Source organism: Bacillus sp. GW821-FHT11D08, assembly GCF_058808515.1.
Genome location: NZ_JBXARS010000004.1, coordinates 340,602 through 364,655, shown reverse-complemented (window position 1 = coordinate 364,655; position 24,054 = coordinate 340,602). Strand labels below are relative to the sequence as shown.

The following is a 24,054-nucleotide window of genomic DNA, read 5'->3' as shown; positions in this document are numbered from 1 at the left end:
GTCCGGATGGTGTTTACAGATGAGAAGAAGCAAGAAAGAACGCCAAAAATTATTGCAGCAGACGATCAAATCGACACCCTTCATCACAGATGAAGAATTAGCGGGGAAATTCGGCGTCAGCATTCAGACGATCCGTTTAGACCGCTTAGAGCTCTCAATACCGGAGCTGAGGGAAAGAATTAAAAACGTGGCAGAACAAACGCTTGATGATGAAGTGAAATCACTGTCGTTAGACGAAGTGATCGGTGAAATTATTGATCTGGAGCTTGACGGCCAGGCCATTTCCATATTAGAAGTAAGACGCGAACATGTCTTCAGCCGCAATCAAATTGCGCGGGGGCATCATTTGTTTGCGCAGGCGAACTCACTCGCCGTAGCCGTCATTGATGATGAGCTGGCGCTGACCGCAAGCGCAAATATCCGCTTTACAAGACAGGTGAAAGAAGGCGAGCGCGTCGTTGCGAAAGCCAAAGTGACGGCAGTCGAAAAAGAAAAAGGCAGAACGGTAGTTGAAGTCAACAGCTATGTGGGAGAAGAAGTCGTGTTCTCCGGCAGCTTTGACATGTACCGTTCAAAACAATCATAAAGGTGGAGCATGCATGAGAATAGCTGTAGATGCAATGGGGGGCGACAACGCACCCAAAGCTGTTATTGACGGAGTAATGAAGAGTATTGAGGCATTTGACGATCTTCATATTACGCTGGTCGGTGACAAGACAACGATAGAATCACACTTGCCAACAACATCAGACCGCATCACTGTGTTGCACGCCGATGAAGTGATTGAACCGACGGATGAACCGGTCCGCGCCGTACGCAGAAAGAAAAACTCGTCTATGGTGCTGATGGCGCAGGAAGTGGCTGAAAACAGAGCGGACGCCTGCATCTCAGCGGGGAATACGGGCGCACTCATGACAGCGGGACTGTTTATCGTCGGCAGAATTAAAGGAATCGACCGGCCTGCGCTTGCGCCGACGCTTCCGACCGTTTCAGGCGACGGTTTCCTTCTTTTGGACGTGGGAGCCAATGTCGATGCCAAACCGGAGCATCTCGTCCAGTACGGAATTATGGGATCTGTATATGCCCGGCAGGTTCTCGGAATCAGCTCGCCCCGCGTCGGATTGTTAAATGTCGGCACGGAAGAAAAGAAAGGAAACGACCTGACAAAAAAGACGTTTGAACTATTAAAAGAAACAAACGTGAATTTTGTCGGAAACGTTGAGGCGAGAGACTTGCTCGAAGGCGCTGCTGACGTCATCGTCACAGACGGCTTTACGGGCAACGTCACGTTGAAAACATTGGAAGGTTCAGCGTTATCGATTTTCAAAATGCTGAAAGATACACTGACTTCAAGTTTTGTTTCTAAGCTCGCAGCGGGAGTGCTGAAGCCGAAGCTGATGGAAATGAAACTGAAAATGGACTATTCTGAGTACGGCGGGGCGAGTCTTTTCGGTTTGAAAGCGCCCGTCGTTAAAGCGCACGGCTCTTCTGACGCACGCGCTGTTTACCATGCGCTGCGCCAGGCGAGAGAAATGGTCAGCCAAAACGTGGCCGCATTTATAGAAGAAGAAGTAAAAGAAGAAAAAACAGATGAGTAGTCTGGAGGTTACCGCATCATGAGTAAGATTGCATTTTTATTTCCCGGACAGGGATCACAATATATCGGTATGGGAAAAGACCTGTACGAACGCGAAGAAGCGTCAAAACGTATTTTTGATGAAGCGGATGAAACGCTTGAAACAAAGCTGAGCTCGCTCATTTTTGAAGGTGACGCCGAAGAATTGACCCTTACATACAATGCGCAGCCCGCGCTGTTGACAACAAGCATCGCCGTATTGGAAAAGTTTAAAGAATCCGGCATTACGCCTGATTTCACCGTCGGCCACAGCCTCGGAGAATATTCGGCGCTTGTTGCGGCGGGAGCGATGACATTTAAAGATGCCGTTTACACGGTAAGAAAACGGGGAGAATTCATGAATGAAGCCGTGCCGGCCGGAGAAGGCGCCATGGCCGCTATTCTCGGAATGGATGCGGAGTCCTTGAAAAAGGTAACGGATCAAGTGACGGAAAACGGACATCTCGTACAGCTTGCAAACCTGAACTGCCCCGGCCAGATCGTCATTTCCGGAACGGCAAAAGGCGTGGAGCTGGCTTCAGAAGAAGCGAAAAACAACGGAGCAAAACGGGCAATCCCATTAGAAGTAAGCGGACCGTTCCATTCTGAATTAATGAAGCCGGCAGCGCAAAAACTCGAGGAGGTGCTCAGCGCCTGTGAGTTAAAAAATGCGGCTGTTCCCGTGATTTCAAACGTTTCGGCTGACGTTATGACAGAAAAAGACGATATCAAGAAAAAACTGATCGAACAGCTGTATTCACCTGTTCGCTTTGAAGAAACCATTAACAAACTGATTGACGAAGGCGTCACGACGTTTGTTGAAATCGGGCCCGGAAAAGTGCTTTCAGGCCTTGTGAAAAAAGTGAACCGCCGCCTTAAAACAATCGCGGTTTCTGACCATGAAACCATCGAACTGGCGATTCAAGCGCTGAAGGAGGAGAATCAGGATGCTTAATGAAAAAACAGCAGTAGTAACGGGAGCGTCCCGCGGAATCGGGCGGGCGATCGCGCTTGATCTTGCGAAAAACGGCTGTAACGTAGTAGTCAACTACTCCGGGAATGAAGCGAAAGCGAACGAAGTCGTAGATGAAATCAAATCTTTGGGCCGAAACGCGATCGCGGTAAAAGCCGATGTATCAAATTCCGAAGAAGTACAAAACATGATGAAAGAGGCTGTCGCTGCATTTTCTTCAATCGACATTCTCGTGAACAATGCGGGGATCACAAAAGACAATCTTCTGATGAGAATGAAAGAAAATGAATGGGATGACGTCATTAACATTAACTTAAAAGGTGTATTCAACTGCACGAAAGCCGTGACAAGACAGATGATGAAACAGCGCTCCGGCCGGATTATCAACGTATCATCAATCGTCGGCGTCAGCGGAAACCCCGGCCAGGCGAACTATGTGGCGGCAAAAGCCGGTGTAATCGGCTTAACGAAGTCATCAGCCAAAGAGCTTGCGAGCCGAAATATTACGGTCAATGCCATTGCTCCGGGCTTTATTTCCACAGATATGACGGACAAGCTTTCTAAAGAAGTCCAAGATGAAATGCTGAAGCAGATTCCGCTCGCGCGTTTCGGTGATCCTTCCGATATCAGCAGCGTTGTTACGTTCCTTGCTTCTGAAGGATCGCGTTATATGACGGGCCAAACCCTTCATATTGACGGCGGAATGGTGATGTGAAGATTTGTTTTTAAAATTTCATCCTAGTTTCTCTAGTTTTTTAAAAACGAATCCTCTATAATACTTGAGGGGAGGTGAATTGCTATGGCAGATACATTAGAGCGTGTAACGAAAATCATCGTAGACCGCCTTGGCGTTGATGAAGCTGACGTCAAACTTGAAGCTTCTTTCAAGGAAGACTTAGGTGCTGATTCCCTAGATGTAGTTGAGCTTGTTATGGAACTTGAAGACGAGTTTGATATGGAGATTTCTGACGAAGATGCTGAAAAGATTGCAACAGTCGGCGACGCTGTGAACTACATACAAAACCAGCAATAAGCTGATGCTAAAAGTCCCGCCTGACAGCGGGGCTTTAGCCCTTTAATCGTTCGGTTACCGGCGTCTGACGCTGTACGCGCTGCCGATTCCGTTTACGGGCGGGGAGCGCGGTGAACCTGATGTGCCTATGGAGGTTACTATGTCAAAACACTCACATTTTAAAGATAAAAAAAAGTTCTATAAAAAAATAGAGCAATTTAAAGAGTTCCAAGAACGGATTTCGGTTCATTTTCAAAACGAGAAACTTTTGTATCAAGCATTTACACATTCATCTTATGTGAATGAGCATCGGAAAAAGCCGTATGAAGACAATGAAAGGCTTGAATTTTTAGGTGACGCTGTTTTGGAACTGACGATCTCCCAATTCTTATTTGCCAAATATCCGGCCATGAGTGAAGGAGATTTGACGAAGCTGAGAGCCGCTATCGTATGCGAGCCGTCACTCGTCTCACTTGCCCATGAATTGTCATTCGGCGATCTTGTTCTCTTGGGAAAAGGAGAAGAAATGACGGGCGGCAGAAAGCGTCCTGCGCTTTTAGCGGATGTGTTTGAAGCGTTTATCGGCGCACTGTATCTGGATCAGGGCCTTGAGCCGGTTCAGCAATTCCTGAAAGTGTACGTGTTCCCTAAAATAAACGATGGTGCTTTTTCTCATGTGATGGATTTCAAAAGCCAGCTTCAAGAATTTGTACAGCGGGACGGAAAAGGATCGCTTGAGTACAAAATTCTCAATGAAAAAGGGCCTGCCCACAACCGGGAATTCGAGGCGCTTGTCTCTCTTAAAGGTGAGGCGCTCGGTATCGGGAACGGACGTTCCAAAAAAGAAGCCGAGCAGCATGCGGCACAGGAAGCTCTTGCAAAAATGCAAAAACATCATACGAAACAATAAAATCCCCCTGTTTCCCTAGGGGGATTTCAGTATGTCTGCGCCTGATATAAGCGGGTGATTATGATAATATTGAGATACTTATACGATAAGGAGGATCTGGGATGTTCCTCAAACGTTTAGACGTTATAGGATTTAAATCATTTGCAGAACGGATATCCGTTGACTTTGTAAAAGGCGTCACGGCCGTTGTCGGTCCGAACGGCAGCGGAAAGAGCAACATTACCGAAGCCATCCGCTGGGTGCTCGGCGAACAATCAGCCCGCTCGCTTCGGGGCGGAAAAATGGAAGATATCATTTTTGCGGGAAGTGATTCGCGCAAGCGGCTGAACCTTGCCGAAGTCACGTTAACGCTTGATAATGAAGATCATTTTCTCCCGATCGATTACCACGAAGTCAGCGTGACGAGACGGGTGTACCGTTCCGGAGAAAGTGAATTTCTCATCAACAATCAGCAGTGCCGCCTGAAAGACATCATTGACTTATTTATGGACTCCGGGCTCGGAAAAGAAGCATTCTCTATTATCAGCCAGGGGAAAGTCGAAGAGATTCTCAGCAGCAAAGCGGAAGACCGCCGCAGTATTTTTGAAGAAGCGGCCGGTGTGCTGAAATATAAAACACGAAAGAAAAAAGCGGAAAACAAACTGTTTGAGACGCAGGATAACTTAAACAGGGTGGAAGATATTCTCCACGAGCTTGAAGATCAGGTCGAACCGCTGAAAATCCAGGCATCAATCGCCAAAGACTACTTAGAAAAAAAGAAAGAGCTTGAGCATGTCGAAATCGCCCTTACCGCCTTTGACATCGAAGAACTGCATGGCAGATGGTCGGGTTTAAAAGACAAGGTGCAGGCTGCTAAAGAAGAAGAATTGGCGGAATCATCGGCTCTGTCCGCAAAAGAAGCGATGATAGAAGAGACGAGAGATAAAATCCATGCGCTTGATGAATCCGTCAACGAACTGCAGCAGGTTCTGCTCGTGACAAGTGAAGAGCTGGAAAAGCTGGAAGGCCGGAAAGAAGTGCTGAAAGAGCGCAAAAAAAACGCCGCGCAAAACCGGGAACAGCTTGAGGAATCCGTTACACATTACACGAACAAAGAAGCCGAACTGAAAGCGGACATTGAAAAACAGTCTGCCGTCTATGATAAACTTCGTGCGGAAGTGAAGCGGTTAAACGCCCAGGTGAAAGAAAAGCAGCAGGCTCTCAGTCTGCATAATGAAAATGTAGAAGACAAAATCGAACAATTAAAAAGCGATTACTTTGAATTGTTAAACAGCCAGGCGTCGATTCGCAACGAGCTGCAGCTTTTAGATGACCAGATGTCCCAATCTGCGGTCCAGCAGGCGAGACTGACAGCAAACAATGAAAAATATCTTGAAGAACGTAACGATATTGCAGTCCGCAAAGCGGCGTGCGAAGAAGAATTGGCCGCCGTTGAAGAGGATATTCACAATCAGGTCGTCCGCTTTCGCGAAGTCCAGACAGCATATGAACAGAAAAAACGCCAATATGAAAAGAAAGAATCTGCGCTGTATCAGGCATATCAATTCGTCCAGCAGGCCAGATCCAAAAAAGATATGCTTGAAACGATGCAAGGCGATTTTTCAGGATTTTACCAAGGCGTAAAAGAAGTGCTGAAGCAGAAAGAGCAGCTCGGCGGCATCCGCGGCGCCGTTCTCGAACTGATTGCCACCGAACAAAAATATGAAACGGCGATCGAGATTGCACTCGGCGCAGCGGCGCAGCACGTTGTCACAGACGATGAGCAGGCGGCGCGGAAAGCGATTCAATATTTAAAACAGAATTCCTTCGGCCGCGCGACGTTCCTGCCGCTTACGGTTATGAAACCGCGCCAGCTTCAAACCCGTGATGAACAGACGGCTCAGAAGCATCCGTCTTTCCTTGGCACAGCAAGCGGGCTTGTCACATATGATGCGGCGTATCGGAATGTCATTCAAAACCTTCTCGGCACCGTGCTGATCACTGAAGATTTAAAAGGCGCGAATGAACTGGCCAAGCTTCTCGGGCACCGCTACCGCATCGTGACGCTTGAGGGCGATGTCGTCAATCCAGGCGGATCAATGACAGGCGGCGCGGTCAAAAAGAAAAACAATTCTCTGCTCGGCAGAAGCCGTGAGCTTGAGACGGTGACTGCGCGGCTTGCCGAAATGGAAGAAAAAACAGCACTGCTCGAAAAAGAGGTCAAAACGCTGAAGCAGGCCATTCAAGAGCTTGAACATACGCTGAGCGGTCTCCGTGAAGACGGTGAAGCTTTCAGAACAAAGCAGCAGGATGTAAAAGGCAGGCTGTATGAACTCGAAGTTGCTGAAAAGAACATCAATACCCATCTGGAGCTTTACGATCAGGAGAAAGCATCACTGACCGAAAGCAGCCGGGAAAAAGAGACGCGCAAATCAGCTCTGGAAGAACAGCTGAGTGAGGCATCCGGCCAGCTGAAAGAGCTTGAGGAAGAGATGGAAAGGCTGACAAAACAAAAGCAGACCCTATCCTCAACAAAAGAAACGCTCTCTCATGAACTGACGGAATGTAAAGTGGCCGCTGCGAAAAAAGAACAGGCGTGCTCGAGTGAGGAAGACAACCTCAAAAGGCTGAAAAAAGAGCTTGAAGAAACACAGCTCGCTCTGAAAGAAACACGGGAAGATTTAAGCCTTCTGACCTCAGAGATGACGTCCAGCACAAGCGGTGAGGAGCAGCTTGAAGAAGCAGCCCATCACAAGCTTCACGATAAAACGAGAACGATCGAATTGATCGCCAGCCGGCGCGACCAGCGTGTGAAGCTCCAGCGGGCTCTTGATACGAACGAGCTTGAACTGAAAGAAATGAAGCGTCTCTACAAGCAAAAAACAGACATTCTGAAAGATGAAGAGGTAAAACTCGGCCGGATGGAAGTTGAGCTTGATAATCTCTTGCAGTATTTACGCGAGGAGTACAGCTTATCCTTTGAAGGAGCAAAAGAACAATATCAGCTCGAACTCGAGCCTGAAGAGGCGAGAAAACGGGTCAAACTGATCAAGCTTTCAATTGAAGAGCTCGGAACGGTCAATCTCGGCAGCATCGATGAATTTGAAAGAGTAAACGAACGGTATCAGTTTTTAACAGAGCAGAAAAATGACCTGACGGAAGCGAAAAATACACTGTTTCAAGTCATTGAAGAAATGGATTCTGAAATGACGAAGCGATTCCATGAAACGTTTATCCAGATCCGTTCTCAATTCAACGACGTGTTCCGTTCTTTATTCGGAGGAGGACGGGCTGAACTGAAGCTGACTGATCCGAATGATCTTCTTAATTCCGGGGTGGACATTATCGCGCAGCCTCCGGGTAAAAAACTGCAAAACTTAAATCTTTTGTCAGGGGGAGAACGGGCGCTGACTGCCATTGCCCTTTTATTCTCCATTCTGAAAGTAAGGCCCGTGCCCTTCTGCGTCCTTGATGAAGTGGAAGCTGCGCTTGATGAAGCCAATGTATTCAGGTTTGCGCAATATTTAAAAAAATACAGCGGCGACAGCCAGTTTATCGTCATCACCCACAGAAAAGGCACCATGGAAGAAGCGGATGTCCTCTACGGTGTTACGATGCAGGAATCCGGCGTTTCCCGAATGGTTTCGGTCAAACTGGAAGAAACAAAAGAATTCGTTCAGTAACGAGGAAAGAGGTTGAAAGATGAGCTTTTTTAAAAAATTAAAAGAGAAAATCACGAAACAGACAGACTCCGTCTCTGAAAAATTTAAAGATGGTCTTGAAAAAACAAGAAATTCCTTCTCAAATAAAGTGAACGAACTCGTCTCCCGCTACCGGAAAGTCGACGAGGATTTCTTCGAAGAGCTTGAGGAAGTGCTGATTGGCGCTGACGTAGGTTTTACAACGGTCATGGAGCTGATTGATGAGCTCAAAAAAGAAGTGAAGCTGAAAAACATCCAGGATCCTCAGGAAGTGCAGTCCGTCATTTCTGAAAAGCTTGTCGACATTTATAACAGCGGCGACGAACAGATTTCTGAATTAAATATTCAGGACGGGCGCCTGAACGTTATTCTGCTTGTCGGGGTAAACGGCGTTGGAAAAACGACAACGATCGGAAAACTTGCCCATAAGCTGAAGAATGAAGGCAAATCCGTTGTGCTCGCTGCCGGAGACACCTTCAGAGCCGGGGCGATTGAACAGCTTGAAGTGTGGGGAGAGCGTACAGGCGTGCCTGTCATTAAACAGGCTGCCGGAAGCGACCCTGCTGCGGTTATTTATGATGCCGTACACGCGGCTAAAGCAAGAGGAGCGGATGTGCTGATTTGTGATACGGCCGGCCGCCTTCAGAATAAAGTAAACTTAATGAAAGAGCTTGAAAAAGTCAAACGCGTCATCGAACGCGAAGTGCCTGAGGCTCCGCATGAGGTTCTCCTTGCGCTGGACGCGACGACAGGTCAGAATGCGATGGCGCAGGCGAAAGAATTCTCCAAAGCGACGAATGTGACGGGTATCGCGTTAACGAAGCTTGACGGCACCGCAAAAGGCGGTATCGTCCTGGCGATCCGCAATGAGCTTCACATCCCCGTGAAACTGGTCGGCCTCGGAGAAAAGGTTGACGATCTTCAGCGGTTTGATGCAGAATCTTACGTATACGGTCTCTTTTCGGATTTAGTTGAAAAAGCCGAGGATTAATGAATAAAAAACGAGTATAAAATGGACGGTTTTATACTCGTTTTTTTATACGCATTGATAGATCGGAATGGAGGGGGCAGTTGTTGGACAAATGGCTGAAAGCTGAATTGGAAAGTAAGGTCGGAGCGATAAACCATATGTCGCTGCTGGATGAACAGGGAGGCACTTCAACCGTTCGGAAAATAGTGACCGGCCAAGACGCATTTCTGCTGAAAAGTTCTTTTCAACAGAAGTATCGGGAATGGTTAATGAGAGAAGCCTTCGTTTTACAAAAACTGACGGAAACTCGTCGTCTGCCTGTTCCTATTTATTATGGGATGATACAGGAACAGCATGCCAGCCATATCGTAATGTCATTTGAGGATGGAATCACACTGACTTCGGCTTTAAGAAAAGCAAAAGGGGATACTGAAAAGAAAAAGCTGATCAAAAGTTTCGGCCAGTTTCTGCAACGTCTGCATGAAACCGAAATGGTCTCTGGTTTACAGCCGGAAACAGACTGGCTCGATCTGCAAATCAAACGAGCCGGGGAATATGTCAAAAAAGGACAGGCTGAAGGAAGTGCAGAGCTTTTGAAGGAATTGGACAGGTGCAGGCCTGTTCCTGTTCAGCAGACAATGATTCACGGTGACTGCACGACTGATAATGTGCTGGTGAAAGACGGAGAGGTCTATCTGTTTATCGATGCTGCGGGAATATCGGCGGGAGATCCGCGATATGATGAATCATTAGCGATCAGTCATTTTGTCACAAATGAAGCATGCCTCAATGCTTTTTACGAAGGCTATTGCCGCTATCGTGTATCAAAACAAGAATTCGAGTATTTTAACGACGGTCTATATGAATTTTTTTGAAAAAACTTATTATGTAAAAAGAGCATCCTGCTTTGACAAGATAAAAACTTGACACACGCTCTGAAACCATGTAAACTAAGTTTATGTAAAGGGATTTGACTTAACAAAGGGGAGAGCTCAAATGTCGCTCGAAAAAACGACGAGAATGAACTATTTATTTGACTTCTATCAGTCGTTGCTGACGTCAAAACAAAAGAGCTATATGTCGCTTTATTATCTGGACGATTTCTCCCTTGGTGAAATAGCCGAAGAGTATGACGTTTCAAGGCAAGCCGTTTACGATAACATCAAACGGACTGAAGCGATGCTTGAACAATATGAAGAAAAACTGCTCCTTTTTAAAAAGTTTCAGGAGCGTAAAGAAATGTTTACAAAGCTGAAAGAGCTTGCTTCCGGGTTGCAGGAAGAGGAAAAAATGACGGCTCTGATTGAAGCGCTTGAGAAATTAGATTAGGAGGCGGCAAACAATGGCATTTGAAGGATTAGCCGACCGACTGCAAAAGACGATTTCAAAAATCCGCGGAAAAGGAAAAGTCAGCGAACAAGACGTAAAAGAGATGATGCGTGAAGTTCGTCTTGCGCTTCTTGAGGCTGACGTTAACTTTAAAGTCGTAAAGGATTTTGTGAAAAAAGTAAGTGAACGGGCTGTCGGACAGGACGTTATGCAGAGTCTGACACCCGGTCAGCAGGTTATTAAAGTCGTAAAAGAAGAGCTTACCGAGCTGATGGGCGGCGAAGAAAGCAAAATTGCCGTCGCCAAACGCCCGCCGACCGTTATTATGATGGTCGGGCTCCAAGGTGCCGGTAAAACGACAACCACGGGGAAGCTTGCCAACCTGCTGCGCAAAAAACATAACCGCAAACCGCTGCTCGTGGCTGCGGATATTTACCGCCCCGCCGCGATTAAACAGCTGGAAACCCTGGGGAAACAGCTTGATATGCCGGTCTTTTCGCTTGGCGATCAGGTCAGCCCGGTGGAAATTGCCAGACAGGCGATTGAAAAAGCGAAGGAAGAGCATCATGATTATGTGATTTTAGATACCGCCGGACGGCTGCACATCGATCATGAACTGATGGATGAGCTCTCCGGCGTAAAGGAAGTCGCAAATCCTGAGGAAATTTTCCTTGTCGTCGACTCAATGACCGGTCAGGATGCGGTAAACGTCGCCAAAAGCTTTAATGACCAGCTCGGTTTAACGGGCGTCATTTTAACAAAGCTTGACGGGGATACCCGCGGAGGTGCGGCGCTTTCTATCCGCGCGGTCACCGAAACGCCCATTAAATTCGCCGGAATGGGAGAAAAGCTCGATGCTCTTGAAGCGTTCCATCCTGAACGGATGGCATCCCGAATTCTCGGAATGGGTGACGTGCTGACCTTGATTGAAAAGGCTCAGGCGACCGTTGATGAAGACAAAGCCAAAGAGCTTGAGCAGAAAATGAGAACGATGAGCTTCACATTGGATGATTTTCTGGAGCAGCTCGGCCAGGTCCGAAACATGGGGCCTCTTGACGAACTGCTGCAAATGATGCCCGGCGCAGGCAAAATGAAAGGCTTAAAAAACATCCAAGTCGATGAAAAACAGCTGAATCATGTGGAAGCGATCATTAAATCAATGACTGTTCTTGAAAAAGAACAGCCGGATATCATTAACGCCAGCCGGCGGAAGCGGATTGCCAAAGGAAGCGGAACATCCGTTCAGGAAGTCAACCGTCTTTTAAAGCAGTTTGAGGAAATGAAAAAAATGATGAAGCAGATGACCAACATGACAAAAGGGAAGAAAAAAGGCTTTAAATTACCTTTTATGTAATCGGTTATACATGATAAAACCGTTGTTAAGAAAAAACACTTTACAAACACTTTTATCATTGTTAATATACTATCTTGTTGAAATATTTTCGGAGGTGCTAGTAAAATGGCAGTAAAAATTCGTTTAAAACGTATGGGAGCAAAAAAATCTCCTTTCTATCGTATTGTTGTAGCAGATTCTCGTTCACCGCGTGACGGCCGTTTCATCGAAACAGTCGGCACATACAACCCGGTTGCAAAGCCGGCTGAAGTGAAAATCAACGAAGAGCTTGCTCTTAAATGGCTTCAAACAGGAGCTAAACCTTCTGATACAGTCCGCAACTTGTTCTCAAGCCAAGGAATTATGGAAAAATTCCACAACGCTAAACAAGGCAAGTAATGACTGATCAGAACTTGGAAGATTTGATTGTCAGCATTGTGGCTCCGCTTGTCGACCATCCGGAAGACATAACGGTCACAAAGGAAGAGACTGATCAAAAGATTGCGCTGCGCTTATCTGTCAATAAGTCAGATACCGGTAAGATTATCGGAAAGCAAGGCCGGACTGCAAGAGCGATTCGAACCGTCGTTTTTGCAGCTGGCGCACAGTCTTCTAAGAAAGTTCAATTTGAAATATTTGACTGAAAAAGGGAGAGGGCCGGCACCTCCCCTTTTTTTACACGTAAAAAAGGCAAATGAACAGAAATATGTTGGAAGAGTGGGGAGTCTGGTCCTATGCAGATTATTCACAGAGTAACCGTTATGCAGGTTCTGACCGAGCAAAGCAAGGAAAAGCTTTTGGCCTCTTTTGCAGAAAAAAAGCAAACGCTTGAACGAGAATGCAGCCAGCTCTATTTTCAGCTTAGAAAACATGAAAAAGATCAGCAGAATCCCGATGTAGCGGAATCTTTTAAAAAAGCCATTGAGAAAAGACAAGACAAAATCAAAATGATCGATTTCCAAATAAGCCAGACAGAGTCGCTCCCGCTTGGAAGCGAAGTGAAGGAAAAGGAGATCGATGCGCTGCTTTCAATCAACGTCGGTGATAACTGGCATGAAAAAACAGCGGCAAATACCATCGTCATAAAAGACGGGGTAGTAATTGAAATCCGCCCGAGGTGATAATATGACAAACAGATGGTTTAATGTAGGCAAAATTGTAAATACCCACGGCATTAAAGGCGAAGTGCGGGTCATTTCTAAAACGGACTTTGCCGAAGAACGGTACAAGCCCGGCAATACGCTCTATTTGTTTGCGGAAGGGGCTGCGGAGCCAATCAAAGTAACGGTCAGCGCCCACAGGCTTCACAAGCAGTTTCACCTGCTGCAATTCAAAGAAATGCCGAGTCTCAATGAAGTCGAACACCTAAGAAACATGGTGATCAAAGTCCCTGAAGAAGACTTGGGAGAGCTTGAAGAAGATGAATTTTATTTTCATGAAATCATCGGCTGCGAGGTTGTGTCAGAAGACGGGGAACTGATCGGCACAGTGAAGGAAATCTTGACGCCAGGGGCTAATGACGTATGGGTGGTTGCAAGAAAAGGCAAAAAAGATGCGCTCATTCCGTATATTGCTTCTGTGGTAAAGGATATTAATATAAATGAGAAGAAAATTAAGATTCATGTAATGGAAGGGTTAATAGACGAATGAAAATCGACTTTTTAACACTGTTTCCCGAAATGTTTCAAGGGGTGCTCGGCTCCTCCATTCTGCAAAAAGCACAGGAAAAAGAGGCTGTCCGTTTTGACGTCATCAATTTCCGGGCTTTTTCGGATAATAAACACCAAACGGTTGATGATTACCCGTACGGCGGGGGAGCCGGGATGGTGTTAAAGCCGCAGCCTGTATTTGATGCGGTTGAAAAGCTGACAGCCGGTACGGACGCCAAGCCGCGCATTATTCTCGTCTGCCCGCAAGGTGAGCGTTATACGCAGAAGAAAGCCGAGGAGCTGGCACAAGAGGAACATCTCATGTTTATTTGCGGACATTATGAAGGGTATGATGAACGGATCCGGGAACATCTTGTCACTGATGAAATCTCCATCGGGGATTTTGTGCTGACCGGGGGAGAGCTCCCTGCCATGATGATCGCCGACAGCGTTGTCAGGCTTTTGCCGGGCGTCCTCGGAAAAGAAGCATCCCACGTGGAGGATTCCTTCAGCACGGGGCTTTTAGAGCATCCGCACTATACGAGGCCTGCAGATTATAGAGGCTTAAAAGTGCCTGAGACCCTTCTGTCGGGCAACCATGCAAAAATACAAAAATGGCGCAATAAAGAATCAATCAGAAGAACCTTTTTAAGACGTCCGGATCTTCTTGAAAACTATCCTCTCACTGATGAGCAAAGAAAATGGATTTCCGAGTGGGAAAACGAATAGATTCTATTGCGCAGGCGATGAAGATATGATAAGATACTACTTGTGGCTTAAGGAGGCTTATCCTTCAGAAGCTTGAAAACGATGTTCCGCTGTGCCTTGCAGTTGTGGCCAAGAGCATCTGTTGGAAGGAGTTGAAAACGATGCAAAAACTAATTCAAGATATCACAAAAGAACAGCTTCGCACTGATCTTCCTGCGTTCCGTCCTGGTGACACTTTACGTGTACACGTAAAAGTTGTTGAGGGTAACCGTGAGCGTATCCAGATCTTCGAAGGTGTTGTGATCAAGCGTCGTGGTGGTGGAATCAGCGAAACGTTCACAGTTCGTAAGATTTCTTACGGTGTTGGCGTTGAACGTACATTCCCTGTACACACACCAAAAATCGCGAAAATCGAAGTTGTACGTTACGGTAAAGTACGTCGCGCTAAGCTTTACTACCTGCGTGAACTTCGCGGAAAAGCGGCTCGTATTAAAGAAATCAGACGATAATGATAACGAACGAAAAGAGCTTGTTACCCGTAACAGGCTCTTTTTTTATATGAAATTTGTAAAAGCAGAACAAGCAACGTAAAATACATAAGAGATCATCGGAACATCCGGTTCCGGTAAATAAGGCAGGTGTCGAAGTCACATGACCATTCAATGGTTCCCAGGCCATATGGCTAAAGCGAGACGGGAAGTAACAGAAAAACTGAAATTAATTGATATCGTATACGAATTGGTGGATGCGAGAATCCCGATGTCATCGAGAAATCCGATGATTGAGGAGATTTTAAAAAATAAGCCGCGCATTATGCTTTTAAATAAAGCCGATAAGGCGGATGCGGCTGTGACTGCCCAGTGGAAGGACCACTTTCAGGAACAGGGCATTCCCTCTCTTTCAATAAACTCCGTTAACGGGCAGGGACTGCATCAAATCGTGCCGTCCTCGAAAGAGCTGCTGAAAGATAAGTTCGATAAAATGAAAGCAAAAGGTGTTAGGCCAAGAGCAATCCGCGCATTAATCATCGGCATTCCGAATGTCGGCAAGTCTACGCTCATTAACCGGCTGGCCAAAAAAAACATTGCCAAGACGGGAGATAGGCCCGGCATTACCACTTCACAGCAGTGGGTAAAGGTAGGCAAGGAATTAGAGCTGCTCGATACACCGGGAATTTTATGGCCTAAATTTGAAGATGAGCTTGTCGGCTTGCGCCTGGCGATCACCGGGGCGATTAAAGATACGATTATCAACCTGCAGGATGTGGCCGTCTTCGGGCTGCGCTTTCTGGAAGAGCATTATCCCGACCGCTTGAAGGAGCGCTACGGACTTCAGGAAATCCCTGAGGATATCGCCGCTCTTTTCGACGCGATCGGTGAAAAACGCGGCTGTTTGATGGGCGGAGGAATGGTTGACTATGATAAAACAACGGAAGTCATCATTCGGGACATCCGGACGGAAAAATTCGGCAGGCTTTCATTTGAAACACCATCAGAATAAAGACGCGCAGCGATGCGGGTCTTTATTTTTTCCGCAGAATACCGATATACATAATGTAAGGGAGAAGAGAACGTGAATACATTAACCGTAAAAAGCGTAAAAGAACGCCTGCAAGAGGTCAGGGACGAAAGCGACCCCTTCCTTGCCCAATGTGAGAAAGACCCGAGAAAAAGCGTACAGACGCTTTTAGAGCAATGGCTGAAAAAGCACGCGAAGGAAAAAGCTCTTAAAGAGCAATGGCTGAACATGACGGCATACGAAAGACTGTCATCCAAAAAGGGCTTCCGCCTGATTGCGGGTGTTGACGAAGCCGGAAGAGGGCCGCTTGCCGGACCGGTTGTCGCCGGCGCCGTCATTTTGCCGGCAGAATGCGAGATTCTCGGTCTCACGGACTCGAAGAAATTGTCGGAAAAGAAGCTCGAGGAGTATTACAGCCGGATCACGGAAGAAGCGGCGGCTGTAGGAGTCGGCATTGTCCATGCGGACGTCATTGACCGGATCAACATTTATGAGGCCGCGAGACTGGCGATGGTAAAAGCCGTCAATGCTTTAACGGAAACACCTGATTATCTGCTTGTTGATGCCATGACCCTTCCGCTTGACATTCCGCAGTCATCAGTTATAAAAGGGGATGCCAAAAGCGTGTCAATTGCCGCCGGAGCCTGCATAGCAAAAGTAACGCGGGACCGTCTCATGGCTGAGTACGCCAAAACCTACCCCATGTACGGCTTTGAAAAAAATAAAGGCTACGGAACGAAAGAACATCTTGAAGCTCTTCAGGCATACGGACCGACAACTATTCACCGAAAAACGTTCGCTCCCGTTCAATCTTATTGTTAGAAAAGAGGCTTAAGACATGAACATAAGCGGCGAAATCCAAGCGGCTTTCAGACAGCTGACGGCGGAAATCTCTCCGGACCGGCAAGACGGCGGTAAAGACAGCGGCTCTCAAAGGCTGCTGTTAGGGAAGGTTCTCCGTTTGCTGGACGATCAAAGCGCTCTTATCCAAATCGGCGGCCGGACGATGCAGGGAAAACTTGAAACCGCCCTTCGTCCGCAGGCGTATTACTGGTTTTCTTATGACAAACAGCCGGCGGAAAAAACGGGCCGGCTTCATGTCATTGACCAATTCGAAGGAAGCCCGAAAACCGTTCAGGAAGCGGCGGGAAGACTGTTAAACGCTCTTTCTGTCAAACCGGGCCCTGTGTCTCTGCAGATTGCCGAAACGTTTATGCAGCAGAAGCTGCCGATGACGGAAAACAGCCTCAAAGCTTGCATCCGCTGGGCTGAATCGCTTCCGGCCGCCGAATTGAAAAAAGCGGCGGAAACAATCGTATTTGCGCTGAAACGGGAACTGCCCGCACATCCGGAAGTCTTGTCAGCCATTCATGCCGTTAAATATCCGGTTCCGACCCGGCGCCTCCTCTCAGGACTGCTTCAGGCAATCAATCAGGCTCCGCAATCGGCAAAAGAGCTGTCTGTGCTCAAAGAGGCGGTTTCTGACGTGTTAAACGCGGAAACGGATCTTCATGCAGAACGTCTCTTGAAGAAGCTTGCCGAGGCTGCACGCATGCCGCTCTCAGAAACCGGGCTGATGGATGAAGGAGAACGGACGGAATCAAAACAATCACCATTTGTCCGAGAGACTCGTGAAAACGGAAAGGCAGTCTCAAGCCAGCCTTCTCCTCCGAGTGCACGGGCAAATCCGGAACTTCCTGAAAAAACGGCAAAACAGATTATAGAGAAATTAATGACATCGGCAGAAAAAACTGAAAACCGTCCCGTAAAAGTAACGGCGGAGATCATTAAGGCTTTCATTTCTCAAGAAAAAACATTTAAAACAGCACCTGTTCTTCAAAACGCACATCTGACAGAACAGGAGGCGGCTGTTTTCGAAAAAGCCGCTCAGCTCACCGAATTGAAATATGCGGAAAAACATGATGTATTAAGCCTTTTGCAGAAAATCAAAAAAGGACTGGGCACGCGTGATGAATTATCATTCATTACAGCGCTTGAAAAAGGCGTGTCTCCGCAGCCGGAGAAACAAGCGCTGAAAACGGCCCTTCAAGCCGTCCGGACGCTTCAAGAAGCGCCCCAATCCGTTAAACAAGAGGCGGAACCGCTTCTTCATAAATTAAACGGCCAGTTGTTTATTGAGCAGCATAACCCTTCTTTTACGCAGATGGTGCTGTCATTTCCGCTGGGAGCGTCCGCGTATGAGAATGATATCACAGTTCTCTTTAAAGGACGGAAGAAGCCGGACGGAAAACTCGACCCGTCACATTGCAGGCTCCTGTTTTTGCTGCATCTTGAAACACTGCAAGAAACCGTTGTGGACTGCATGATTCAGCAAAATGTAATGACCATTACGGTTGAGACTGATTTTGAGCTTCAGGCGGCCATCGACCCTCTCGTACCGGCTTTAAAAGAAGCTGTAAAAGAAACGGGCTTCAGCCTGTCAGGCGTCACGGCTAAAAAACGGCGCCCGAAAGACCAGAGCACTCTTGTGGAAGAGTTTATAGAAAAAGACGGCGGAAGAAAAGTGGATGTGAAAATATGAAAGAGCAAACGCCGTTAAGAAGAGCTGTCGCCCTGCATTACGACCGGCAGAAAGACCAAGCCCCGAAGGTTGTCGCAACAGGCAGGGGGCACGTGGCGGAAAATATTATAAAAGAAGCTGAGAAAGCTGGGGTCCCCATTCAGGAAGACAGAACCCTTGTCGAATTAATGCGCCATTTGACGGTTGACGATCAGATACCGGAGGCGCTCTATGAAACCGTTGCCGAAATTTTTTCATTTGTTTACAGACTGGACGAAACCCTGAAAAACGAAAAATAAGGATCATTCATTTCCCGGACTCCGTTTAAATTTATATTTTCAATAAAATAAAAGTTAGAATGTTTGGAAGGATATAAAGATTTTGTTTTGAACCCTAGACAATTCTTCCAGTATTATATAGAATGAAAGCGCAGTCTATTTTTAGTTTTGCTACATAAGTTAGGAGGATGGGAAATGAATATCCATGAGTACCAGGGAAAAGAAGTCCTCAGAAAATACGGGGTGTCTGTTCCTGAAGGTAAAGTGGCTTTTACAGCAGAGGAAGCAGTTGAAAAAGCAGAGAGCCTGTCAAGCTCGGTTTATGTCGTAAAGGCGCAAATCCATGCTGGCGGCCGCGGCAAAGCTGGTGGGGTAAAGATTGCAAAAACAAAAGATGAAGTGAAAGAGTATGCCGAAGAACTGTTAGGTAAGACGCTCGTCACACATCAAACGGGTCCGGACGGACAAGTAATAAAACGCTTACTTATTGAAGAAGGCTGCGATATTAAAAAGGAATACTATGTCGGGCTTGTACTTGACCGCGCTACTTCAAGAATCGTTTTAATGGCGTCTGAAGAAGGCGGAACGGAGATTGAAGAAGTAGCGGAAAAAACTCCTGAAAAAATTAAAAAAGCGGTAATTGATCCGGCTGTCGGCCTTCAGGGCTATCAGGCAAGGGAAATTGCATTCGCAATTAACATCCCGAAAGAGCTTGTCGGCAAAGCCGCTAAATTTATGCTCGGTTTATACAAAGCATTTGTTGAAAAGGACTGCTCCATCGCCGAGATCAACCCTCTCGTCGTTACGGGGGACGGAAACGTCATGGCGCTGGATGCTAAGCTGAACTTCGACAGCAATGCGTTATACAGACAAAAAGACATTATGGAATACAGAGATTTAGATGAAGAAGATCCGAAAGAAATCGAAGCGTCAAAATACGATTTAAGCTACATTTCCCTTGATGGAAATATCGGCTGTATGGTAAACGGCGCGGGTCTTGCAATGTCTACAATGGATATCATTAAACACTACGGCGGAGAACCTGCAAACTTCCTTGATGTCGGGGGCGGCGCAACCGCAGAAAAAGTTACGGAAGCTTTTAAAATCATTCTTTCCGATCAAAACGTAAAAGGAATTTTCGTCAATATTTTCGGAGGCATCATGAAGTGCGATGTCATCGCCGAGGGCGTTGTTGAAGCCACGAGACAAGTCGGCTTGACATTGCCGCTGGTCGTGCGCCTTGAAGGGACAAACGTAGATTTAGGAAAGAAAATCCTGAATGAATCAGGCTTAAACATCACATCTGCGGAATCAATGGCAGACGGCGCACAGAAAATCGTATCCTTAGTTTAGGAAAGAATGAAAGGCAGGGGACCAGATAATGAGTGTTTTTATCAATAAAGATACAAGAGTTATTGTACAGGGGATTACAGGTTCTACCGCTTTATTTCATACAAAGCAGATGCTGGAATACGGCACGAATATCGTTGGCGGTGTAACACCTGGAAAAGGCGGAACGGAAGCGGAAGGCGTACCGGTATTCAATACGGTCGCAGAAGCGGTTCATACAACGGGCGCAGATGCGTCAGTTATTTACGTGCCGGCTCCGTTTGCGGCGGACGCAATTATGGAAGCGGTTGACGCGGAAATTGATCTTGTCATTTGTATCACTGAGCACATTCCGGTTTTGGACATGGTGAAAGTGAAGCGTTTTATGGAAGGCAAGAAAACGAGATTAATAGGGCCGAACTGCCCTGGTGTTATTACACCTGAAGAATGCAAGATCGGCATTATGCCGGGATACATTCATAAAAAGGGTCATGTAGGCGTTGTGTCCCGTTCAGGAACATTGACATACGAGGCCGTCCATCAGCTTTCAGAAGCCGGCGTAGGCCAATCTACCGCTGTAGGGATCGGCGGCGATCCGGTCAACGGCACGAACTTTATTGACGTGTTAAAAGCGTTCAATGAAGATCCTGAAACACATGCTGTCATCATGATCGGAGAAATCGGCGGCACAGCTGAAGAAGAAGCGGCTGAGTGGGTGAAAGCGAACATGACGAAGCCTGTTGTCGGCTTTATCGGCGGTAAAACCGCGCCTCCGGGAAAACGCATGGGCCATGCGGGCGCCATCATCTCCGGAGGAAAAGGCACGGCAGAAGAAAAAGTCAAGACGATGAACGCCTGCGGAATTGAAGTCGCGGAAACCCCTTCTGTAATGGGTGAAACGCTGATTAAGGTGTTAAAAGAAAAAGGCTTATTTGAAACGTGCAAAACGCACTGATCGAAGCAGGGGCAGCCGTAACGGCTGTTCCTGTTTTTGCTGAAAAAAAAGAGGAGGTTTCCAGATTTGGATCAAGCATCGCGCTGTTTAATGGTCTGCAGTATTAATCAAATCATTTCCCCGTCTCTTCTATTAAAATGGTGGAAAGCTGATCATTCTCTGTCTTTTTTACCGAATCCGCATCCATTAACTGTTTTATCAGAAGGGAAAACAGCCCCGGAAGCAATTTTTCGGGAAATAGAGCGCAAGGATCCGGAACTTGATGAAGTTCTGTCCGATTACCGCCGAGAAGGCATTACTGTCATTCCGATTTCATCAAGCCGCTATCCAACATGGCTTAAAGCGATTTATGATCCGCCGGCTGTCTTGTATGCAAAAGGGAACACGCTGCTTCTTGAAAAAGGCAGAAAAATCGGGATTGTAGGAACGCGGAAACCGACGGAAGACGGAATAAAAGCGGCTGGGCATCTTTCCGCCGAACTCTCAGAAAAAGGCTGGGTCATTGTAAGCGGGCTTGCATCCGGTATAGACGGATTGTCTCATAAGGCGAGCATCAGGGCAAAAGGGCTTACGATCGGCGTGATAGCCGGCGGATTCCATCACATCTATCCCCGGGAAAATCTCCTGTTAGCAGAATACATGGCTGAACACCATCTCCTACTCTCAGAACATCCTCCTGAAACAAAGCCGAAAAAATGGCACTTTCCGATGAGAAACCGCATAATCAGCGGACTAAGTGAAGGAATTGTGGTCGTGCAGGGAAAAGAAAAAAGCGGTTCATTAATCACAGCTTACCAGGCTCTCGATCAAGGCAGAGAGGTATTTGCCGTTCCGGGTTCCATATTTAATCCATATTCCGGAGGACCTATAAAACTCATTCAAGAAGGGGCGAAAGCTGTATTATGCGCAGAGGATATTGACGGAGAGCTGACCGCCCGATGCGTTCAGTATACGGAACCCTTTTGAAATATCGTTTGACAAACGGTATTGTAATATTTAATAATAGTGAGGATTTAAAGTTGCACATTATTTTCATGTATAAAATGACGTTCATCATAAAGAATGAAATGTTGAAAGCCATAAAAAGGCAGCTCTAAAATGAATTGATACTTGAAAAGAGAGAGAACACCTCTTGAGGGGGATGAAAATGTCTGATTATCTAGTCATCGTGGAATCGCCGGCAAAGGCGAAAACGATTGAACGTTATTTAGGGAAGAAATATAAAGTCAAAGCTTCAATGGGACATGTCCGGGATCTTCCGAAAAGTCAAATGGGAGTTGACATCGAACAGAACTTTGAACCGAAATATATTACGATCCGCGGAAAAGGCCCTGTTTTAAAAGAATTAAAAACAGCGGCAAAGAAAGCAAAAAAAGTCTATCTCGCGGCCGACCCCGACAGAGAAGGGGAAGCGATTGCATGGCATCTCGCACACAGTCTTGATCTGGATCTCAGCTCGGACTGCCGGGTCGTCTTTAATGAAATAACGAAAGACGCCATTAAAGAATCATTTAAACATCCGCGCATGATTAATATGGATCTTGTCGATGCGCAGCAGGCGCGCCGCATACTAGACAGACTCGTCGGATACAAAATCAGCCCGATTCTTTGGAAAAAAGTAAAAAAAGGCCTCAGTGCGGGCCGTGTGCAATCCGTTGCGCTCCGGCTGATCATCGACCGGGAAAAGGAAATCAACGACTTTAAACCTGAAGAGTACTGGACGATTACCGGCTCATTTTTAAAAGGAAAAGAGACGTTTGAAGCCGGATTTTTCGGAAAAAACGGCAAAAAGCTTCCTTTAAAAAGCGAAGAAGACGTAAAAGCCATCCTTGCTCAGCTGAAAGGCAATAAGTATACAGTTGACAAGGTTACGAAAAAAGAGCGCAAACGAAATCCCGCTCTGCCGTTTACAACGTCCACTCTGCAGCAGGAGGCTGCAAGAAAGCTGAATTTCAGAGCGAAGAAAACGATGATGATCGCGCAGCAATTATATGAAGGAATTGATCTCGGCAAAGAAGGGACAGTCGGGCTCATCACGTATATGAGAACGGACTCAACGCGGATTTCCAATACAGCCGTTGAAGAAGCGTCAGCTTTTATTGATCAGGCGTACGGCAAAGAGTACTTAGCGGGAAAACGGAAACCGGCAAAGAAAAATGAAAACGCACAAGATGCTCACGAAGCGATCCGCCCGACTTCGGTGCTCAGAAAACCTGCCGACTTAAAAGCGGTGCTTGGAAGAGACCAGCTCAGATTATACAAGCTGATTTGGGAGCGCTTTGTTGCAAGCCAGATGGCCCCTGCCGTCCTTGATACGATGAGCGTCGATCTCAGCAATAACGGATTGACATTCCGGGCAAACGGAAGTAAAGTCAAATTCGCCGGCTTCATGAAAGTCTATGTAGAGGGTAAAGACGATCAGCTGGAAGAAAAAGACCGCATGCTTCCGGACCTTAAAGAGGGAGACACGGTTTTATCGAAAGATATTGAGCCTGAGCAGCACTTTACTCAGCCGCCTCCGCGTTATACAGAGGCGCGCCTGGTTAAAACGCTTGAAGAACTGGGGATCGGCCGTCCTTCGACATATGCGCCGACTCTTGACACCATCCAGCGCCGCGGTTACGTGGGATTAGACAATAAACGGTTTGTGCCGACTGAGCTTGGGCAGATCGTGCTGGATCTTATCATGGAGTTTTTCCCGGAAATCATTAACGTTGAATTCACGGCTAAAATGGAAAGAGACCTTGATCATGTTGAAGATGGCCAGACAGAATGGGTTCAAATCATTGACAGCTTCTATACTGATTTCGAAAAACGCGTGAAAAAAGCGGAAGCCGAAATGAAAGAAGTGGAAATTGAACCTGAATACGCCGATGAAGATTGTGAGTTATGCGGCTCCCGGATGGTTTATAAAATGGGCCGATACGGCAAATTTATGGCGTGCTCCAATTTTCCTGACTGCCGGAATACAAAACCGATTGTCAAACAAATCGGCGTAAAATGCCCTAAGTGCCATGAAGGAAACATTGTCGAACGAAAATCAAAAAAGAAACGCATCTTTTACGGCTGTGACCGTTATCCTGAATGCGACTTCGTATCTTGGGACAAACCGATTGAACGAAAATGCCCGAAATGTGAAAATATGCTCGTAGAGAAAAAGCTTAAAAAAGGCATACAAGTCCAATGCGTCGAATGCGATTATAAGGAAGAACCACAGAAGTAGCGGTGAGCAGTGCCTTGCTCACCTTCTTTGTGTGGAAGGGACAAACAACAG

25 protein-coding genes are annotated in these 24,054 nt (G+C 46.7%); all 25 read left to right on the top strand.

The window, feature by feature from the left end; translation table 11 throughout:
* Window positions 1-19 precede the first annotated feature (19 nt).
* The 25 genes from fapR to topA all read left to right on the top strand — a co-directional run bounded on the left by fapR (window position 20) and on the right by topA (window position 24,003).
* A complete protein-coding gene (fapR, locus tag AC1RRX_RS11045) occupies window positions 20-586 on the top strand; it encodes a transcription factor FapR (RefSeq protein ID WP_003154320.1) in 567 nt (188 codons plus the stop codon).
* A 13-nt stretch (window positions 587-599) separates the two neighbouring features.
* Window positions 600-1,598: a phosphate acyltransferase PlsX gene (plsX, locus tag AC1RRX_RS11040; RefSeq protein WP_007409758.1), complete on the top strand. Its 999-nt coding sequence runs from the start codon at window positions 600-602 to the stop codon at window positions 1,596-1,598.
* Window positions 1,599-1,616: 18 nt separating this feature from the next.
* Window positions 1,617-2,570, top strand: a complete 954-nt coding sequence (fabD, locus tag AC1RRX_RS11035; protein ID WP_144464373.1) for an ACP S-malonyltransferase — start codon at window positions 1,617-1,619, stop codon at window positions 2,568-2,570.
* Window positions 2,563-3,303: a 3-oxoacyl-[acyl-carrier-protein] reductase gene (gene fabG, locus AC1RRX_RS11030; protein ID WP_003154312.1), complete on the top strand. Its 741-nt coding sequence runs from the start codon at window positions 2,563-2,565 to the stop codon at window positions 3,301-3,303. Before fabD ends, fabG begins: the two co-directional genes overlap by 8 nt.
* Window positions 3,304-3,387: 84 nt before the next feature.
* On the top strand, window positions 3,388-3,621 hold the full coding sequence (gene acpP / locus AC1RRX_RS11025; protein WP_003154310.1) for an acyl carrier protein: 234 nt from the start codon (window positions 3,388-3,390) through the stop codon (window positions 3,619-3,621).
* 139 nt (window positions 3,622-3,760) lie between these two features.
* Window positions 3,761-4,510, top strand: a complete 750-nt coding sequence (gene rncS / locus AC1RRX_RS11020; protein ID WP_014417754.1) for a ribonuclease III — start codon at window positions 3,761-3,763, stop codon at window positions 4,508-4,510.
* A 101-nt stretch (window positions 4,511-4,611) separates the two neighbouring features.
* Window positions 4,612-8,172, top strand: coding sequence for a chromosome segregation protein SMC (gene smc, locus AC1RRX_RS11015; RefSeq protein WP_144464371.1), 3,561 nt, complete (start codon window positions 4,612-4,614; stop codon window positions 8,170-8,172).
* Between the two features lie 19 nt (window positions 8,173-8,191).
* Window positions 8,192-9,181, top strand: a complete 990-nt coding sequence (gene ftsY, locus AC1RRX_RS11010) for a signal recognition particle-docking protein FtsY (protein WP_003154301.1) — start codon at window positions 8,192-8,194, stop codon at window positions 9,179-9,181.
* Between the two features lie 83 nt (window positions 9,182-9,264).
* On the top strand, window positions 9,265-10,035 hold the full coding sequence (locus AC1RRX_RS11005) for a phosphotransferase family protein (RefSeq protein WP_144464369.1): 771 nt from the start codon (window positions 9,265-9,267) through the stop codon (window positions 10,033-10,035).
* Window positions 10,036-10,156: 121 nt separating this feature from the next.
* Window positions 10,157-10,489, top strand: a complete 333-nt coding sequence (locus AC1RRX_RS11000) for a putative DNA-binding protein (RefSeq protein ID WP_003154299.1) — start codon at window positions 10,157-10,159, stop codon at window positions 10,487-10,489.
* 13 nt (window positions 10,490-10,502) lie between these two features.
* Complete coding sequence (gene ffh, locus AC1RRX_RS10995; RefSeq protein WP_007409763.1) at window positions 10,503-11,843, top strand: signal recognition particle protein; 1,341 nt, start codon at window positions 10,503-10,505, stop codon at window positions 11,841-11,843.
* A 105-nt stretch (window positions 11,844-11,948) separates the two neighbouring features.
* The gene (rpsP, locus tag AC1RRX_RS10990) at window positions 11,949-12,221 is read left to right on the top strand and encodes a 30S ribosomal protein S16 (RefSeq protein ID WP_003154296.1); all 273 of its coding nucleotides are present in this window, start codon (window positions 11,949-11,951) and stop codon (window positions 12,219-12,221) included.
* Window positions 12,221-12,466 carry a KH domain-containing protein gene (locus tag AC1RRX_RS10985; RefSeq protein WP_007611392.1) on the top strand — a complete coding sequence of 82 codons (246 nt, stop codon included), beginning with the start codon at window positions 12,221-12,223 and terminating at the stop codon, window positions 12,464-12,466. Before rpsP ends, AC1RRX_RS10985 begins: the two co-directional genes overlap by 1 nt.
* Window positions 12,467-12,556: 90 nt before the next feature.
* The gene (locus AC1RRX_RS10980; RefSeq protein ID WP_003154291.1) at window positions 12,557-12,943 is read left to right on the top strand and encodes a YlqD family protein; all 387 of its coding nucleotides are present in this window, start codon (window positions 12,557-12,559) and stop codon (window positions 12,941-12,943) included.
* A gap of 4 nt (window positions 12,944-12,947) precedes the next feature.
* Window positions 12,948-13,472, top strand: coding sequence for a ribosome maturation factor RimM (rimM, locus tag AC1RRX_RS10975; RefSeq protein ID WP_003154290.1), 525 nt, complete (start codon window positions 12,948-12,950; stop codon window positions 13,470-13,472).
* Window positions 13,469-14,200: a tRNA (guanosine(37)-N1)-methyltransferase TrmD gene (gene trmD / locus AC1RRX_RS10970; protein WP_007409764.1), complete on the top strand. Its 732-nt coding sequence runs from the start codon at window positions 13,469-13,471 to the stop codon at window positions 14,198-14,200. Before rimM ends, trmD begins: the two co-directional genes overlap by 4 nt.
* Before the next feature lie 140 nt (window positions 14,201-14,340).
* Window positions 14,341-14,688 carry a 50S ribosomal protein L19 gene (rplS, locus tag AC1RRX_RS10965; protein WP_003154288.1) on the top strand — a complete coding sequence of 116 codons (348 nt, stop codon included), beginning with the start codon at window positions 14,341-14,343 and terminating at the stop codon, window positions 14,686-14,688.
* A gap of 142 nt (window positions 14,689-14,830) precedes the next feature.
* A complete protein-coding gene (gene ylqF, locus AC1RRX_RS10960; protein WP_007409766.1) occupies window positions 14,831-15,679 on the top strand; it encodes a ribosome biogenesis GTPase YlqF in 849 nt (282 codons plus the stop codon).
* Between the two features lie 72 nt (window positions 15,680-15,751).
* Entirely contained in the window at window positions 15,752-16,519 is a 768-nt protein-coding gene (gene rnhB, locus AC1RRX_RS10955) for a ribonuclease HII (RefSeq protein ID WP_007611398.1), read from the top strand.
* 16 nt (window positions 16,520-16,535) lie between these two features.
* Complete coding sequence (locus AC1RRX_RS10950; RefSeq protein ID WP_144464367.1) at window positions 16,536-18,239, top strand: glycosyl transferase; 1,704 nt, start codon at window positions 16,536-16,538, stop codon at window positions 18,237-18,239.
* Window positions 18,236-18,517 (top strand): FlhB-like flagellar biosynthesis protein, encoded by a 282-nt coding sequence (locus AC1RRX_RS10945; protein WP_007409769.1) that lies wholly within the window; start codon window positions 18,236-18,238, stop codon window positions 18,515-18,517. The genes AC1RRX_RS10950 and AC1RRX_RS10945 overlap by 4 nt, the downstream gene beginning before the upstream one ends.
* 174 nt (window positions 18,518-18,691) lie before the next feature.
* Window positions 18,692-19,849 (top strand): ADP-forming succinate--CoA ligase subunit beta, encoded by a 1,158-nt coding sequence (gene sucC / locus AC1RRX_RS10940; RefSeq protein ID WP_003154283.1) that lies wholly within the window; start codon window positions 18,692-18,694, stop codon window positions 19,847-19,849.
* A gap of 28 nt (window positions 19,850-19,877) precedes the next feature.
* A complete protein-coding gene (sucD, locus tag AC1RRX_RS10935) occupies window positions 19,878-20,780 on the top strand; it encodes a succinate--CoA ligase subunit alpha (protein ID WP_003154281.1) in 903 nt (300 codons plus the stop codon).
* Window positions 20,781-20,846: 66 nt separating this feature from the next.
* Window positions 20,847-21,746 carry a DNA-processing protein DprA gene (gene dprA, locus AC1RRX_RS10930; protein WP_144464365.1) on the top strand — a complete coding sequence of 300 codons (900 nt, stop codon included), beginning with the start codon at window positions 20,847-20,849 and terminating at the stop codon, window positions 21,744-21,746.
* Window positions 21,747-21,927: 181 nt separating this feature from the next.
* A complete protein-coding gene (gene topA / locus AC1RRX_RS10925; protein ID WP_007409771.1) occupies window positions 21,928-24,003 on the top strand; it encodes a type I DNA topoisomerase in 2,076 nt (691 codons plus the stop codon).
* Window positions 24,004-24,054 lie beyond the last annotated feature (51 nt).

Bases quoted from the DNA above. Each gene is read 5' to 3' on its own strand.
- AC1RRX_RS11000 (WP_003154299.1), top strand. From the start codon at position 10,157: ATGTCGCTCGAAAAAACGACGAGAATGAACTATTTATTTGACTTCTAT.
- sucC (WP_003154283.1), top strand. From the start codon at position 18,692: ATGAATATCCATGAGTACCAGGGAAAAGAAGTCCTCAGAAAATACGGG.
- rimM (WP_003154290.1), top strand. From the start codon at position 12,948: ATGACAAACAGATGGTTTAATGTAGGCAAAATTGTAAATACCCACGGC.
- trmD (WP_007409764.1), top strand. From the start codon at position 13,469: ATGAAAATCGACTTTTTAACACTGTTTCCCGAAATGTTTCAAGGGGTG.
- fabD (WP_144464373.1), top strand. From the start codon at position 1,617: ATGAGTAAGATTGCATTTTTATTTCCCGGACAGGGATCACAATATATC.
- AC1RRX_RS10945 (WP_007409769.1), top strand. From the start codon at position 18,236: ATGAAAGAGCAAACGCCGTTAAGAAGAGCTGTCGCCCTGCATTACGAC.
- acpP (WP_003154310.1), top strand. From the start codon at position 3,388: ATGGCAGATACATTAGAGCGTGTAACGAAAATCATCGTAGACCGCCTT.
- smc (WP_144464371.1), top strand. From the start codon at position 4,612: ATGTTCCTCAAACGTTTAGACGTTATAGGATTTAAATCATTTGCAGAA.
- sucD (WP_003154281.1), top strand. From the start codon at position 19,878: ATGAGTGTTTTTATCAATAAAGATACAAGAGTTATTGTACAGGGGATT.
- AC1RRX_RS10950 (WP_144464367.1), top strand. From the start codon at position 16,536: ATGAACATAAGCGGCGAAATCCAAGCGGCTTTCAGACAGCTGACGGCG.
- topA (WP_007409771.1), top strand. From the start codon at position 21,928: ATGTCTGATTATCTAGTCATCGTGGAATCGCCGGCAAAGGCGAAAACG.
- fapR (WP_003154320.1), top strand. From the start codon at position 20: ATGAGAAGAAGCAAGAAAGAACGCCAAAAATTATTGCAGCAGACGATC.
- plsX (WP_007409758.1), top strand. From the start codon at position 600: ATGAGAATAGCTGTAGATGCAATGGGGGGCGACAACGCACCCAAAGCT.
- rplS (WP_003154288.1), top strand. From the start codon at position 14,341: ATGCAAAAACTAATTCAAGATATCACAAAAGAACAGCTTCGCACTGAT.
- AC1RRX_RS10985 (WP_007611392.1), top strand. From the start codon at position 12,221: ATGACTGATCAGAACTTGGAAGATTTGATTGTCAGCATTGTGGCTCCG.
- ffh (WP_007409763.1), top strand. From the start codon at position 10,503: ATGGCATTTGAAGGATTAGCCGACCGACTGCAAAAGACGATTTCAAAA.
- fabG (WP_003154312.1), top strand. From the start codon at position 2,563: ATGCTTAATGAAAAAACAGCAGTAGTAACGGGAGCGTCCCGCGGAATC.
- rpsP (WP_003154296.1), top strand. From the start codon at position 11,949: ATGGCAGTAAAAATTCGTTTAAAACGTATGGGAGCAAAAAAATCTCCT.
- ftsY (WP_003154301.1), top strand. From the start codon at position 8,192: ATGAGCTTTTTTAAAAAATTAAAAGAGAAAATCACGAAACAGACAGAC.
- AC1RRX_RS10980 (WP_003154291.1), top strand. From the start codon at position 12,557: ATGCAGATTATTCACAGAGTAACCGTTATGCAGGTTCTGACCGAGCAA.
- rncS (WP_014417754.1), top strand. From the start codon at position 3,761: ATGTCAAAACACTCACATTTTAAAGATAAAAAAAAGTTCTATAAAAAA.
- ylqF (WP_007409766.1), top strand. From the start codon at position 14,831: ATGACCATTCAATGGTTCCCAGGCCATATGGCTAAAGCGAGACGGGAA.